At 77.4% G+C, this 12991-nt stretch carries 13 protein-coding genes and 1 pseudogene; 8 read left to right on the forward strand and 6 right to left on the reverse strand.

Annotation, left to right across the window (positions count from 1 at the left end; translation table 11 throughout):
• The first annotated feature begins 49 nt into the window (after positions 1 to 49).
• Positions 50 to 1087: an NAD-dependent epimerase/dehydratase family protein gene (locus QBL21_RS32440; protein ID WP_407565792.1), complete on the forward strand. Its 1038-nt coding sequence runs from the start codon at positions 50 to 52 to the stop codon at positions 1085 to 1087.
• Positions 1088 to 1090: 3 nt separating this feature from the next.
• On the opposite strand, the gene QBL21_RS32445 is transcribed toward QBL21_RS32440, so the two are convergent.
• Positions 1091 to 2239: a sensor histidine kinase gene (locus QBL21_RS32445; protein WP_407565793.1), complete on the reverse strand. Its 1149-nt coding sequence runs from the start codon at positions 2237 to 2239 to the stop codon at positions 1091 to 1093.
• Positions 2236 to 3213: a response regulator gene (locus QBL21_RS32450; protein WP_407565794.1), complete on the reverse strand. Its 978-nt coding sequence runs from the start codon at positions 3211 to 3213 to the stop codon at positions 2236 to 2238. Before QBL21_RS32450 ends, QBL21_RS32445 begins: the two co-directional genes overlap by 4 nt.
• Positions 3214 to 3336: 123 nt before the next feature.
• On the opposite strand from QBL21_RS32450, the pseudogene QBL21_RS32455 reads away from it, so the two are divergent.
• From QBL21_RS32455 to QBL21_RS32465, 3 genes and pseudogenes are all read left to right on the forward strand, one after another.
• Positions 3337 to 4002 (forward strand): annotated as a pseudogene (locus QBL21_RS32455) (glycosyltransferase family 2 protein); the annotation flags it as partial.
• Positions 4003 to 4283: 281 nt separating this feature from the next.
• Positions 4284 to 5027 carry a DUF2064 domain-containing protein gene (locus QBL21_RS32460; protein WP_407565795.1) on the forward strand — a complete coding sequence of 248 codons (744 nt, stop codon included), beginning with the start codon at positions 4284 to 4286 and terminating at the stop codon, positions 5025 to 5027.
• On the forward strand, positions 5024 to 5818 hold the full coding sequence (locus QBL21_RS32465) for a class I SAM-dependent methyltransferase (protein ID WP_407565796.1): 795 nt from the start codon (positions 5024 to 5026) through the stop codon (positions 5816 to 5818). Before QBL21_RS32460 ends, QBL21_RS32465 begins: the two co-directional genes overlap by 4 nt.
• Here QBL21_RS32465 and QBL21_RS32470 read toward each other — a convergent pair.
• Positions 5706 to 6254: a hypothetical protein gene (locus tag QBL21_RS32470; protein WP_407565797.1), complete on the reverse strand. Its 549-nt coding sequence runs from the start codon at positions 6252 to 6254 to the stop codon at positions 5706 to 5708. The genes QBL21_RS32465 and QBL21_RS32470 overlap by 113 nt on opposite strands.
• Positions 6251 to 7534, reverse strand: coding sequence for a molybdopterin-dependent oxidoreductase (locus QBL21_RS32475; protein ID WP_407565798.1), 1284 nt, complete (start codon positions 7532 to 7534; stop codon positions 6251 to 6253). Before QBL21_RS32475 ends, QBL21_RS32470 begins: the two co-directional genes overlap by 4 nt.
• A 113-nt stretch (positions 7535 to 7647) precedes the next feature.
• Here QBL21_RS32475 and QBL21_RS32480 point away from each other — a divergent pair, with 113 nt between their 5' ends.
• Both QBL21_RS32480 and QBL21_RS32485 read left to right on the forward strand, forming a co-directional pair.
• Positions 7648 to 9180, forward strand: a complete 1533-nt coding sequence (locus QBL21_RS32480) for a hypothetical protein (RefSeq protein ID WP_407565799.1) — start codon at positions 7648 to 7650, stop codon at positions 9178 to 9180.
• A gap of 58 nt (positions 9181 to 9238) precedes the next feature.
• A complete protein-coding gene (locus QBL21_RS32485) occupies positions 9239 to 9460 on the forward strand; it encodes a DUF2277 domain-containing protein (RefSeq protein ID WP_407565800.1) in 222 nt (73 codons plus the stop codon).
• An 82-nt stretch (positions 9461 to 9542) separates the two neighbouring features.
• Here the strand turns inward: QBL21_RS32485 and QBL21_RS32490 are convergent, their stop codons facing one another.
• Both QBL21_RS32490 and QBL21_RS32495 read right to left on the reverse strand, forming a co-directional pair.
• Entirely contained in the window at positions 9543 to 9965 is a 423-nt protein-coding gene (locus QBL21_RS32490) for a VOC family protein (RefSeq protein ID WP_407565801.1), read from the reverse strand.
• Between the two features lie 43 nt (positions 9966 to 10008).
• A complete protein-coding gene (locus QBL21_RS32495) occupies positions 10009 to 10464 on the reverse strand; it encodes a GNAT family N-acetyltransferase (protein WP_407565802.1) in 456 nt (151 codons plus the stop codon).
• 79 nt (positions 10465 to 10543) lie between these two features.
• Between QBL21_RS32495 and QBL21_RS32500 the strand changes: the two genes are divergently transcribed.
• Together QBL21_RS32500 and QBL21_RS32505 are read left to right on the forward strand one after the other, a co-directional pair.
• Positions 10544 to 11227 (forward strand): TetR/AcrR family transcriptional regulator, encoded by a 684-nt coding sequence (locus tag QBL21_RS32500; protein ID WP_407565803.1) that lies wholly within the window; start codon positions 10544 to 10546, stop codon positions 11225 to 11227.
• A complete protein-coding gene (locus QBL21_RS32505; protein ID WP_407565804.1) occupies positions 11211 to 12872 on the forward strand; it encodes an acyl-CoA dehydrogenase family protein in 1662 nt (553 codons plus the stop codon). The genes QBL21_RS32500 and QBL21_RS32505 overlap by 17 nt, the downstream gene beginning before the upstream one ends.
• The last annotated feature ends 119 nt before the right edge of the window (positions 12873 to 12991 follow it).

Below are 12991 nucleotides of genomic sequence, written 5' to 3' on the forward strand. Positions count from 1 at the left end.
GGCGTGGCAGGAGCCGCCCGCCGCCGTCGGCGACCCTAGGCTCGCCGGCATGCGCGTACTCGTCACCGGCGGCGCCGGTTTCATCGGATCGCACGTGGTCTCCGCCCTCGCGGAGCGGGGGCACGAGGCGGTGGTGCTGGACGTACGGGACGCGGGGCCGCCGTGCGCCGCGTACGTGCGCGGCGACGTGCGGGACCGCGACGCCGTCGCGGCGGCGCTCGCCGGGGCCGACGCCGTCTGCCACCAGGCCGCGATGGTCGGCCTCACCGAGGACTTCGCGGACGCCCCCGCGTACGTCGGCGTGAACGACCTCGGCACCGCCGTGCTCCTCGCCGCCATGGCGGAGGCCGGGTCGCGGCGGCTGGTGCTGGCGGGGTCGATGGTCGTGTACGGGGAAGGGCGCTACGACTGCGCCGCGCACGGCGCCGTGCGCCCCCTGCCGCGGGCGGCGGCGGACCTCGCGGGCGGGCGCTTCGAGCCGCGGTGCCCGCGCTGCGGCGCGGAGCTGCGGCCGGGGCTGGTGGCGGAGGACGCGCCGGCGGACCCGCGGAGCGTGTACGCGGCGACGAAGCTGGCGCAGGAGCACGTCGCGGGCGTGTGGGCGCGCGTCACCGGCGCGCGTGCGGTGTCGCTGCGCTACCACAACGTCTACGGCCCCGGGATGCCCCGCGACACCCCGTACGCGGGCGTCGCCTCCTTCTTCCGCTCGGCGCTGGAGCGGGGCGAGGCGCCGCGGGTGTACGAGGACGGGGCGCAGCGGCGGGACTTCGTCCACGTACGGGACGTCGCGGAGGCCAACGTGCGCGCGCTGGAGGAGGTGTACGGGGGCGGGGCGGCGGCCGGGGCGCTCACGGCGTACAACGCGGGCAGCGGGGACGTCCACACCGTCGGCGAGCTGGCGACGGCGCTGGCGGCGGCGTACGGCGGCCCGGCGCCGCGGGTCACCGGCGAGTACCGGCTCGGGGACGTACGGCACATCACGGCGGACTCCGCCCGGCTGCGGGCCGAGCTGGGCTGGCGGCCGGCGGTGGGGTTCGAGGAGGGCGTGACGGAGTTCGCGAAGTCCCCGCTGGCGGTGGCGCCCTGACGGTCAGCCGGCGGCTGCGGGGAGGGTGACCTCGAAGCGGCAGCCGCCCGGCACGTTGCGTACCTCCGCGCGCCCGCGGTGCGCCTCGACGATCCCCCGCACGATCGCCAGCCCCAGCCCCGCCCCCGCGGGCGGCACCGGCGTACGGGCGTGGTTGCCCCGCCAGCCCGTGTCGAAGACCCGCGCGAGGTCCTCCTCCGGGATGCCGCCGCACTGGTCGGTGACCGAGACGACCACCGCCGCGCCGTCCCGCTCGCCGACGGCGACCGCCACCGCGACCGTGCCGTCGGCGGGGGTGCGGCGGATCGCGTTGACCAGGAGGTTGCCCAGCACCCGGGTCATCTCCCTGCCGTCGACCTCCACCGGCACCGCCGCGGCCTGCTCCGGCGGCTCGCCGACCAGCCGTACCCCGCGCTCGCGCGCCAGCGGGTCCGCGCCCGCGAGCGCGTCGCCGACGAGGTCGTACACCGACATCCGGGTGGGCGCGAGCGCGAGGGCGCCGGCGTGGATGCGGGAGAGTTCGAAGAGGTCGCCGACCATGGCGTCCAGGCGCTCGGTCTCGGCGCGGATCTGCCGGTGGTAGCGGCCGGGGTCGGCGGCCATCCCGTCCTCCAGCGCCTCCGCCATGGCGCGCAGCCCGGCCAGCGGCGTACGCAGGTCGTGCGAGATCCACGCGACCAGCTCCCGCCGGGAGGCGTCGAGCGCCCGCTCCCGCTGCCGCGACCGCGCCAGCCGCGCGGCGGTCGCCGCCAGCTCCCGGCTCAGCGCCGCCAGCTCCGCGGTCGCGCCGCCCGCGGGGGGCGCGAAGGAGCCGCCCTCGTCGAAGGCGTCGCCGAACGAACGGGCCGCGGCGGCCAGCGCGTTGCTGCGGGCGGCGACCCAGCGGCCGAGGAGCACGGCGGTGGCGAGGGCGACGACCGCGGCCATGAGGCAGACGATGCTGACGACGGTGAGGTCGTGGCCGGACAGGAACATCTCCCAGGCCACGGCGAGGGTGCCGAGGAGCATCGCGGTGATCGCGGTCGCGGCGACGACGGAGATCGAGACGACGAGGGAGCGGTTGCGCAGCAGGCGCAGGGCGATGGCACCGAGGACGCCGGCGACGGCGGCGCCGAGGAAGGCGAAGGCGGCCATGAGAAGGATCTCGCTCACGGGCGCTCGCCTCGGGGAGCGCCGGGGGCGGGCTCACGGCGCGGGCCGGTCCCGCGGTCGGGGCGGGGTCCGGCGCCGGTCCCGCGGCCGGGACCGGCCCCGCGGCCGGAGTCGGCCCCACTGTCGGAACCCGTCCCGCGGTCGGAATCCGTCTCGCGGTCGGAATCCGTCTCGCGGTCGGAATCCGTCTCGCGGTCGGAATCCGTCTCGCGGTCGGAATCCGTCTCGCGGTCGTACGTGTCCTCCCCACCGCCGCCCGGGGTGTCGAAGCGGTAGCCCGCGCCCCAGACCGTGGTGATCAGCCGCGGTCGGGCCGGGTCGTCCTCGACCTTCCCCCGCAGCCGCCGTACGTGCACCGTCACCGTCGACAGGTCGCCGAAGTCCCAGCCCCACACCTCCCGCATCAGCTCCTCCCGCCCGAACACCCGCCCCGGGTGCCGCAGGAAGTGCGCGAGCAGGTCGAACTCCCGCAGCGTCAGCGCCAGCTCGGCCCCGTGCTTGGCGGCCCTGCGCGCCGCCGGGTCCAGCGTGAGCCCGGCGCCGCGCAGTGCGCCGCCGCGGGGCGCCACGGCGCGGCTGCGGCGCAGCACCGACTCCACCCGCAGCACCAGCTCGCGCGGGCTGAAGGGCTTGGTGACGTAGTCGTCTGCGCCCACTTCGAGGCCGAGGATGCGGTCGTCCTCGTCGCCGCGGGCGGTGAGCATGATCACCGGTACGGGGCCGGTGGCGCGCAGCCTCGCGCAGACCTCCAGGCCGTCCATGCCGGGCAGCATCAGGTCGAGTACGACGAGGTCCGGCCGCGCGGCACCCGCGGCGGCCAGCGCCTCGGGGCCGTCGGCGGCGCGGTCGACGGTGTGGCCGGCGCGGTCGAGGTAGCCGGCGACGACCTCGGCGACGGTGGGGTCGTCGTCGACGACGAGCACGCGGGCCGGGCGGCCTGGCGGCCGGGGCCCGGCGGGTGGGGCGGGGTCCATGGCGTCAGCGTGGCACGGGTGGGGGACGGTCGGCGGGGGCCGAACGGATGGCGGCGGGCGACGTCCGTGATTCGTAAGAACCTTGCGTCCGCTATGCGGCTTTTGCGCTCGTAGGGTAGGGCCATGACCGACGTCGTACTCCCCTGTCTGGACGAGGCCGCAGCGCTGCCCTGGGTCCTGTCCCGTATCCCCGCCGGCTGGCGCGCCGTCGTGGTCGACAACGGCTCCACCGACGGCTCCGGCGACCTCGCCCGCGCACTCGGCGCCACCGTCGTGCACGAGCCGCGGCGCGGCTTCGGCGCCGCCTGCGCGGCCGGCCTGCGGGCGGCCACGGCCGAGCTGGTCTGCTTCTGCGACTGCGACGGCTCGCTGGATCCCGGCCTGTTGCCCCGGCTCACCGACCGCATCACGGCGGGCACCGCGGACCTCGTCCTCGGCCGCCGCCGGCCGACCGAGCGCGGCGCGTGGCCGCTGCACGCGCGCGCGGGCAACGTCGCGCTGGCCCGCATGCTGTACCGGCGCACGGGGGTACGGCTGCACGACCTGGGCCCGATGCGCGCCGCCCGGCGGGCGGCGCTGCTGGGGCTTCAGGTGGCGGACCGGCGCAGCGGCTACCCGCTGGAGACGGTGGTACGGGCCGCGGACGCGGGGTGGCGGATCGAGGAGTTGCCCGTCCCGTACGCGCCGCGGACGGGGAAGTCGAAGGTGACGGGGACGTGGCGGGGGACGTGGCACGCGGTCCACGACATGCGGGGCGTCCTGCGGACGGCCCCGGGGGAGGCCGCGGGGGACACAGGCGGACGCGGAGCGGGCGCGGACACCGGCGCGGCTGCCGGCGGGGGCCCGGGAGCAGGAGCGGGGGCGGACGCGGGCGTGGCACCGGGCCCGGGCCCGGGCTCGGGCGACGACGGCGCCGAGTCTCGCCCGGCCGGACCCGGCACGGACACGAAGACGGCACGTACACGGGCGGTAGCAGCTCCGGGCCCGGGCGGCCGGGGTGGCGGCACCGGGGGGCGGGCGGCCGGACCGCCGGGTGGTTCCGCCGGAGGCTCCGGCGCGGGGGTGGGGCGGTGAGCGGGGGCCCGGCGGTGCTCGTCATCGCCAAGGAGCCCCGGCCCGGCCGGGTCAAGACCCGGCTCTCCCCCGCGTACACGCCCGGTGAGGCCGCGCAGCTCGCCGAGGCCGCGCTCGCCGACACGCTCGCCGTCGTACGGGACCTGCCCGCCCGGCGCCGCGTCCTGGTGCTGGACGGCGAACCGGGCGACTGGCTGCCGCCCGGCTTCACCGTCGTACCGCAGGCCGGCGGCGGCCTCGACGAGCGGCTGGCCGCCGCGTTCGGCGGCTGTACGGGTCCCGCGCTGCTCGTCGGCATGGACACCCCGCAACTCACCGCCGCCCTGCTCGCGCCCGTCCTCGCCGACGACGCCTGGGCCGCCTGCGACGCCTACCTCGGCCCGGCGCCGGACGGCGGCTTCTGGGCGCTGGGTCTGGCGCGGCCGGACCCCGCGCTGCTGCGCGGCGTACCGATGTCGACGCCGCACACGTGCGCCGCGCAGCGCCGCCGGCTGCTGCGGGCGGGCCTGCGCGTACGGGAGTTGCCGCCGCTGCGCGACGTGGACACCCCGGCGGACGTCCCGGTGGTCGCCGCCGCCGCCCCGGGAGGCCGCTTCGCCGCCACCGCGCACCGCCTCGCGGCCCGGGACCGCACCGCCGCCGCAACCGCCCCCGGAGCCGCCGCCCGGCCCGCCGCCGGACCCGCCCCCGTCACCGGAGCCGCCGCCGCCCGGACCGTCGCCGACCAAGCCGCCGGATGACCCCGCCCCCACCCCGCCGCCCTGCCGCCCGCCCCGCACCCCCGGCCACCGACACCCCCGCCGACGCCGCCATCGACGCAGCCGCCGACGCCGCCTGGGACCGCGCCGACCCCTACGCGCACGCCCTGCGCAGCGGCGCGGGACCGCTCTTCCTGCGGCGGCGCGACGGCTGGCTGCTGCCGCTCGAAGTGGAGCGGTGGTGCGGCGTGCCCGACGGGGCCGACGTGACCGTGCTGCGCCGGTGCACCGGGCCCGTGCTGGACATCGGCTGCGGCCCCGGCCGGCTCGTCGCCGCGCTCGCCGCGCTGGGCCGGCCCGCACTCGGCATCGACGTCAGCTCCGAGGCCGTCGCGCACGCCCGGTCGCGCGGCGCCGCCGCGCTGCGCCGGTCGGTGTTCGAGCCGCTGCCCGGCGAGGGCCGCTGGGGCACCGCGCTCCTCATCGACGGCAACGTCGGCATCGGCGGCGACCCCGCCGCTCTCCTCGCCCGCACCGCCGCGCTGCTGCGGCCCGGGGGACGGCTGGTCGTGGAGGTCGCCGCGGACGACGACGTGGACGAGCGCGTGCACGTGCACGTCACGGACGGGGTCCGCGGCCCCCGCGCGGCCCGCCGCCCCGACCGCGCCCACCCCGGCCACCACGGCTTCCCCTGGGCCCGGGTCGGGCTGCCCGCCCTGCTCAGGTACGCGGCGGCGGGCCGCTGGCGGGAGGAGGACCGCTGGGCCGCGGGCGGGCGACGGTTCGCCGCACTGCGAGCACCAGAGCCGACGCCGCGAACAGTGCGGCGGTGAGCAGCAGCCAGCGGTGGAGGTAGGCGTCGGCGGGCAGCGCGGTGATGCGCTCGTAGCGGCCCACCTGGCGGGTGATGAGGGGGAAGTAGACGAGCAGCAGCAGCCCGGAGACGACGGCGGGGAAGCGGGCGTAGTTCACCAGCCGCGGCCCGAGGACGCGCTGCGCGCCGCGGTCGGCGAGCGAGTACGCGGGCACCAGCGCCAGGTCGTGCAGCACCGCCGCACCGGCCAGCCACAGCGCGACGCCGAGGGGGTCCTTGCCGAAGAGGCGGACACCGGCGTAGCCGGTGAGCGCGAAGGAGGCGAGGAGGAGGACGAGGGTGGGCAGCGGGCCGGGCGCGAGCAGGCGGCGCAGGGGCACGCGCGGGGGCGGGCGGCGGACGAGCGCGAGGGCGCGGCGGCGTACGGATCCGCCCGGGGCCCGGTCCCCGCTCACGGCAGGTCCCCGAACGTCAGACGCGTGACCCACTTCGTGTTGTGCACCCCGGGGTTCGCCGGGACGATGATCCGCGCCGGGTACCCGTGGTCGCGGGACAGCGCCGCGCCGTTGACGTGGAGCGCCAGCAGCGACCGCGGGTCGCGCACCTGGTTGGCCCGCAGCGACGCCGCCCGGAACGTCCCCTTCCGCTGCACCGACTCCACGAACACCCCGTCCCCGTCCCCCGCCCCCACCAGCGCGGCCAGGTCCGCGAGCCGGACCCCGCGCCACAGTTGGTCGTCCGTCGACCACCCCTCGACGCACGCGATCGGCAGCGCCGCCGTGTGCTGCGGCAGCGCCAGCAGCTCCGCCCGGGTGAGGACCGCGCGGCGGCCGTTCCCGGCGCGTACGACCAGCCGCCACCGCTCGCCGATGTCGGCCGGCGCGATGCCGAGGGCCGCGGCGGTCTTGTTGATCTGGAAGCCGTTCGGTCCCTCGCCCGGGTCGCCGCCGCCGTGCGGGGCGAGGAGCGCGGTGCGGCGCAGCGGGCCGCCGATGCTCTGCCCGGCGGTGACCGCGAGCAGCCCCAGCGATCCGGCGCCGACCAGCGCCGCCGCCCCGCGCCGGGTGATCGTCGGCGGCGCGGGGTCGGTGGCGCGCAGGTCGTCCATGCCCCGGTCGCGCAGCCCGCCGCGCAGCTTGCCGACGCGGGTGGCGAGGTGGACGGCGAGGGCGGCGAGAAACACCCAGGCGCCGTAGAAGTGGAGGGAGTAGAAGGAGCCGGGGAACACGTAGAAGAGCTGCATGTTGACGATGCCGGTCGCGAACTCGAAGATCCCGCTGCCGACGAGGAGCAGCGTCGAGCCGCGCTCCAGCGCGTGCCGGGCGGAGCGCAGCGGCGGCCAGACGAAGAGGCGGGGCAGCACGGACCAGAGCTTGGCGAGCAGGACGGGGACGAGGGCGACGCCGAGGGTGACGTGGACGCCCTGGTTGAGGCGGTAGAGCCAGTGCGGGTCGGTGGGCCAGGCGAAGAGGTAGAAGCCGAGGAGGCCCTTGCCGGGGGTGCGGTCGTTGCCGGGGAGGCCGGGGTTGTAGGCGGCGTACGACAGGAAGCCGGTCAGCAGCAGCAGCGGGAGGCCGACGAGGAGGACCGTGCCGAGGAGCGCGGTGAACCACGGGCCGCGCAGCGGGCTGCGCCAGAAGGCGGGGCGGAAGGGGCCGGGCGGCGGCAGCGCGGGTCCCGGGCCTGGGTCCGGGCCGGGGTCCGGGCGGGGGGCCGGCGGGGGTACGGCGGGCATGGACCGACCGTAGGCCGCGGATACGCCCGAATCGGCGCACCGACTCCTGACGAAAGCGTGACGTCGCCGCGCGCTCCCGCCGCGGGCGGGCCGCCGCTGCCTAGCGTGGCGGCGTGACCGCCTCACCCACCCGGCCGCCCGCCGCCGGTACGGAGACAGAGACCGCAACCGTGACCGCGACGGGAACCGGTCCGAAGACCGCCACCGCGGACAGCCCGGCGCCCGCGCCCGCCGGCCGCCGCCCTGACCTGCTGGCCGCCGGGCTCGCCGGCGTGCTGGTCGCGGTGGCCGCCGTCGTCGGGCGGGCCGTCAACGGCGACGACATCCTGCACGTCCGCTGGCCGCCGCTCTCCGCCTCCTGGGAGCCCCACTACGGGCCCGGCACCCCCGCGGCGCTCGCCGTGGCGGTCGCCGTCGTCGCGTACGGGCCGGCGCTCGCCGCCCGGCTGCCGTGGCGGCGGCTGCTGCCGGCGACGTGGCTGGCGTCGATGGCGTGGATCTGGTCCCTCGCGCTGGTCGACGGCTGGGGGGACGGGGTCGCCGAGCGGCTGACGCGGACGCACGAGTACGCCCGGCCGGAGACCGTCGCCCGCTTCGCCGACGTGGGCCACGCCGTACGCACCTTCACGGACCACATCCTCATCGAGACCCCGGACAACTGGCCCGCGCACATCGCCGGGCACCCGCCCGGCGCGGTCCTCACCTTCGCCGGCCTGGACCACGCGGGGCTGAGCGGCGGGGCGTGGGCGGCGGTCCTGTGCGTCACGGTGGGCGGGTCGGCGGCGGTCGCGGTGCTGGTGGCGCTGCGGGCGCTGGGCGGCGAGGAGCGTACGCGGCGGGCGGTGCCGTTCCTGGTGCTGGGGCCGTGGGCGATCTGGGCGGGGGTGTCGGCCGACGGCTACTTCGCGGCGGTCGCCGCCTGGGGCCTGGCGCTGCTGACGCTGGCGGCGACGGGGGCGGCCCGGCGCCCGGCGGTGGCGGCGGTCGGCGCGGGGCTGCTGCTGGGGTGGGCGGTGTACCTCTCGTACGGGCTGACGCTGCTGGTGCTGCCGGTGGCGGCGGTGCTGTGGTGCGCCGCCCGCGGGGCGCCGCGGGGCGCGGAGCCTCGGGGTGCGGGGCCGCGGGGCGGGGCGCTGCGGGGGGTGGTGCTGCGGACGGTGCCGTGGGCGGTGCTGGGCGCGCTGCCGGTGGCGGTGGTCTTCACGGCGGCGGGCTTCTGGTGGTGGGAGGGGTACGAGCTGCTGCACGAGCGCTACTACCAGGGTTTCGGCGGGGAACGGCCGTACGGCTACTGGGTCTGGGCGAACCTGGCGGTGGCCGCGCTCAGCGCGGGCCCGGCGGCGGTCGCGGGCACCCGCCGCGCGCTACGGACCCTCCGGCCCGCGGCACCGCCCCCCGGCACGCGGCCGAACCGCTGCCCCTCCGCGTACGCCGTGGCGGCCCTGGCGGTCGCCGGGCTGGCCTGCATCGTGGCGGCCGACCTCTCCGGGCTCAGCAAGGCGGAGACCGAGCGGATCTGGCTGCCGTTCACGCTCTGGCTGCTCCCGGCCGCAGCGCTGCTCCCGGCCCGGGACCGGCGCGTCTGGCTGGCCGCGCAGGCCGCCGCGGCGCTGGCGGTGAACCACCTGCTGGCCACGAGCTGGTAGCCCCGGCCCCCGTTCCGGCAGCGGCCGGATGTCATACGTACGGCGTACCGTCGTACGTATGTGCCGAAGCATCAAGACTCTGCGCCCCCCGTTCGCCGACACCGTCACCGAGGACGACGAGCGCGCGGCGGCCTTGCAGTACGTACGGAAGATCTCCGGGTTCCGCCACCCCGCCCCGCACAACGCCGAGGCGTTCGAGAAGGCGGTCGAGGAGATCGCCGCCGTGACGCACGAGCTGCTGGACTCGCTGGTGGTCCGCGGCGGCAAGGGCGCGGCGTAGCACGAACGGCGTGAGACGGGCGCGTCCCGGCCGCGGCCCGCGCGCCCGCGGGCCGGCCTGCGCGCTGTGAGCCCGCGCGACCTCAGCCCGCGTCCGCCGCCGAGGCGGCCTGGCGGGGGCGGTGGGCCCGGATGTCGACGGGGCGTCCGTCGGGGTCGCGGGCGGTCATCGTCCACTGCGCGGGCAGCGTCACGATCTCCCCGACCGGCCGCCCGGCGCCCAGCAGCCGCTCCCGGAGTTCGCAAAGCTGCTCGTACGTCTCCACCCGCAGCGCCCACCCCGCGCCGCCCAGGGGGTCGAGGCCGGTGCCGGAGGCGGTGCCGGTTTCGACGAGCATCAGGTGGTCGTCCCCGCCGACGTCGAGGGCCGCGACCCTCGGGTCGCTCGCCGTGGCGGCCCGCTCGAACGCGAGCCTCGCGCCGAGACACTCCGTGTAGTACGCCACGAGCCCGTCGAGGTCGGCCGTGGACAGCGTCAGATGGTTGATCCCGCGCAGCACATGCATGATCGAACGAGCGTAGTGCAGGGCGCACGGCCCGCCCGGGCCGCTACTCCAGGACGAGCATCACGTGCTCGTCGTCCCCGTTCCAGTCGCTGTGCCCCGTCCGCCGGAAGCCGAGCTTCTCCAGCAGCCGGACCGAGCCCTCGTTGCCCACGTACGGGTCGGCGTACAGCGGGCGGTGCCGCTCCAGCTCCAGGAACCGGCCCACCGCCCGGGTGCCTATCCCCCGGCCCCAGAACTCCCGGCCGAGGACGTACCCCAGGAACCGCCGGTCGCCGTCCCACCAGGCCACCACGCTCCCCGCGACCTGCCCGCCGACCTCCACCGCCTGCACCAGGCCCGTCGGGTCCCCGAGGACCCGCTCCCGCCAGTGCGTCAGGAAGCGCTCCCGCTCGCGCGGGGGGAAGTGCGACCGCCGCACGTTCTCCGGGTCGTGCTCGTGCGCGAGGAAGACCTCCAGGTCCTCCTCGGCAACATCCCTCAGCCGCAGCTCCTCCGTCATGCCCCCGAGTCTGGCACCCCCCACTGACATCGCCGCCGCCTTCTTGTTGAAGCAGTGAATCGCTGCTTCAATCCTTCCCATGCCCTACCGCCGCACCGCCGCCGTCCAGGCGCGGATGGACGACCGGCGGCACGCGCTCCTCGACGCCGCCCGCGCGCTGCTCGCCGACGAGGGCTACGCCGGCTGCACCGTGGCCGCCGTCGCCGCCCGGGCCGGCATCGCCACCGGCAGCGTCTACCGGCACTTCCCCAGCAAGTCCGTGCTCGCCGTCGAGCTGTTCCGCAGCGTCGTCACCGTCGAGGTCGAGGCCGTGTCCGCCGCCGCGCGCCGGCCCGCCGACCCCGCCGGGGGCGTCGCCGCCGGCGCTGAGACGTTCGCGCGCCGGGCGCTGGCCAGCCCACGACTGGCGTACGCGCTGCTCGCCGAGCCCGTCGACACCGCCGTCGAGGCCGAACGCCTCGTTTTCCGGCGGGCGTTCCGCGACGTGCTCGCCGCCCGGATCGCCGAGGGCACCGCCACCGGGCGGCTGCCCCGGCAGGACCCGCTGCTGACCGCGGCCGGCGTCGTCGGGGCCTGCGCGGAGGCGCTGATCGGACCGCTGTCCGGCGCGGCGGCCACGACCCCCGACCCGTACGCCCCCCACACCCCCGGCACGCCTGATCCCGGCACCCACACCCCCGGCATCCCCGGCCCCGGCACCCCCGCGCGCCTCGCCGCCTTCACCCTGAGAGCCCTGGGAGTTCCCCATGTCGCCGACCCATGAGGTCACCAACCAGCCCCCGCCCCTCGCCTCCTACGACGTCGCCGCCTACCCCGCCCTCCTGGAGTCCCTGCGCGCCCACGGCGCCGGCTGGGCCGAGGACGACGTGCGCGAGCTGGGGCTGCTCGCCGGGGGCGCCGCGGCACAGGAGTGGGCCCGCAACGTCGAGGAGCAGCCGCCCGTGCTGCGGACCCACGACCGCTACGGCCACCGCGTGGACGAGGTCGACTTCCACCCGCACTGGCACGAGTTGATGCGCACCGCCGTCGCCCACGGCCTGCACGCCGCGCCCTGGCGGCAGTCCGCCCCCGGCGCGCACGTCGCGCGCGCCGCGAAGCTCTTCGTCTGGGGCCAGACCGACGCCGGCCACCTGTGCCCGGTCTCCATGACGTACGCCGCCGTCCCCGCGCTGCGCACCTCGCCGGACCTCGCCGCCGCGTACGAGCCGCTGCTGACCTCCGCCGCGTACGACTTCGGGCTGCGCCCGCCCACCACCAAGTCCGGTCTGATCGCCGGCATGTCGATGACGGAGAAGCAGGGCGGTTCCGACGTACGGGCCAACACCACCCGCGCCGTACCGACCGGCGACGGCGACGGCCTCTACGCGCTCACCGGCCACAAGTGGTTCACCTCCGCGCCCATGTCGGACGTCTTCCTCACCCTCGCCCAGGCGCCCGGCGGGCTGTCGTGCTTCCTCGTCCCGCGCGTGCTGCCGGACGGCACCCGCAACGCGATCCGCCTGATGCGGCTGAAGGACAAGCTCGGCAACCGCTCCAACGCCTCCGCCGAGATCGAGTACGAGGGCGCGGTCGGACACCTCGTCGGCGAGGTGGGCGCGGGCGTGAAGACCATCATCAAGATGGTCAACATGACGCGGCTCGACTGCGCCCTCGCCACCGCCGGCGGCATGCGCCTCGGCGTCGTCCAGGCCCTCCACCACGCCGACCACCGGCGGGCGTTCGGCACCCGGCTCGCGGACCAGCCGTTGATGGCGAACGTGCTCGCCGACCTCGCCGTGGAGGCCGAGGCGGCGACGGTGGCGAGCATGCGGCTGGCCGGCGCCGTCGACCGCGGCGAGACGGGCACGGCCGACGAGCAGGAGGCGCTGTTCCGCCGGATCGGGCTCGCGGTGACCAAGTACTGGGTGTGCAAGCGCGGTCCGGCGCACGCTGCCGAGGCGCTGGAGTGCCTGGGCGGCAACGGCTACGTCGAGGAGTCCGGCATGCCCCGGCTCTACCGGGAGGCGCCGCTGCCGTCGATCTGGGAGGGCTCCGGCAACGTCGCCGCGCTCGACGCGCTGCGCGCGATGGCCCGCCGGCCGGAGACGGTGACGGCGTTCTTCGCCGAGGTCGACGCCGCCGCGGGCGCCGACGCGCGGCTCGACGCGGCGGTCGGGCGGCTGCGCAGGGACCTGGCGGACGTGACGGCGGTGGAGTACCGGGCGCGGCGCGTGGTGGAGTCGATGGCGCTGGTGCTCCAGGGCGCGCTGCTGCACCGGCACGGCGACGCGGCGGTGGCGGACGCCTTCTGCGCGGGGCGCCTCGACGGCGACGGCGGACTGGCGTTCGGCACGCTGCCGCCGGGGGTGGACACGGAGGCGATCCTCAAGCGGGCTCGCCCGTCGGGGGGTTCGTACGGCGCGAGCTGAGGCACGGCGGGCCCGTACGGTACGGGCCGCTGCCCGCGCGACTCGTACGGTACGGGCCGGCGGCAGGTCCGTACGGGACCGGCCCGCCCGCGCCGTGCGCGGGTCGACTCGCGTTCACC

This window comes from Streptomyces sp. 184, from assembly GCF_045781775.1.
In the GTDB taxonomy this organism is placed as follows: Bacteria; Actinomycetota; Actinomycetes; order Streptomycetales; family Streptomycetaceae; genus Streptomyces.

What these genes read in the sequence shown, in the direction of transcription:
- QBL21_RS32440 (WP_407565792.1), top strand. Translation starts at nt 50, where the DNA reads ATGCGCGTACTCGTCACCGGCGGCGCCGGTTTCATCGGATCGCACGTG.
- QBL21_RS32450 (WP_407565794.1), bottom strand. Translation starts at nt 3,213, where the DNA reads ATGGACCCCGCCCCACCCGCCGGGCCCCGGCCGCCAGGCCGCCCGGCC.
- QBL21_RS32465 (WP_407565796.1), top strand. Translation starts at nt 5,024, where the DNA reads ATGACCCCGCCCCCACCCCGCCGCCCTGCCGCCCGCCCCGCACCCCCG.
- QBL21_RS32475 (WP_407565798.1), bottom strand. Translation starts at nt 7,534, where the DNA reads ATGCCCGCCGTACCCCCGCCGGCCCCCCGCCCGGACCCCGGCCCGGAC.
- QBL21_RS32485 (WP_407565800.1), top strand. Translation starts at nt 9,239, where the DNA reads ATGTGCCGAAGCATCAAGACTCTGCGCCCCCCGTTCGCCGACACCGTC.
- QBL21_RS32490 (WP_407565801.1), bottom strand. Translation starts at nt 9,965, where the DNA reads ATGCATGTGCTGCGCGGGATCAACCATCTGACGCTGTCCACGGCCGAC.
- QBL21_RS32495 (WP_407565802.1), bottom strand. Translation starts at nt 10,464, where the DNA reads ATGACGGAGGAGCTGCGGCTGAGGGATGTTGCCGAGGAGGACCTGGAG.
- QBL21_RS32500 (WP_407565803.1), top strand. Translation starts at nt 10,544, where the DNA reads ATGCCCTACCGCCGCACCGCCGCCGTCCAGGCGCGGATGGACGACCGG.
- QBL21_RS32505 (WP_407565804.1), top strand. Translation starts at nt 11,211, where the DNA reads ATGTCGCCGACCCATGAGGTCACCAACCAGCCCCCGCCCCTCGCCTCC.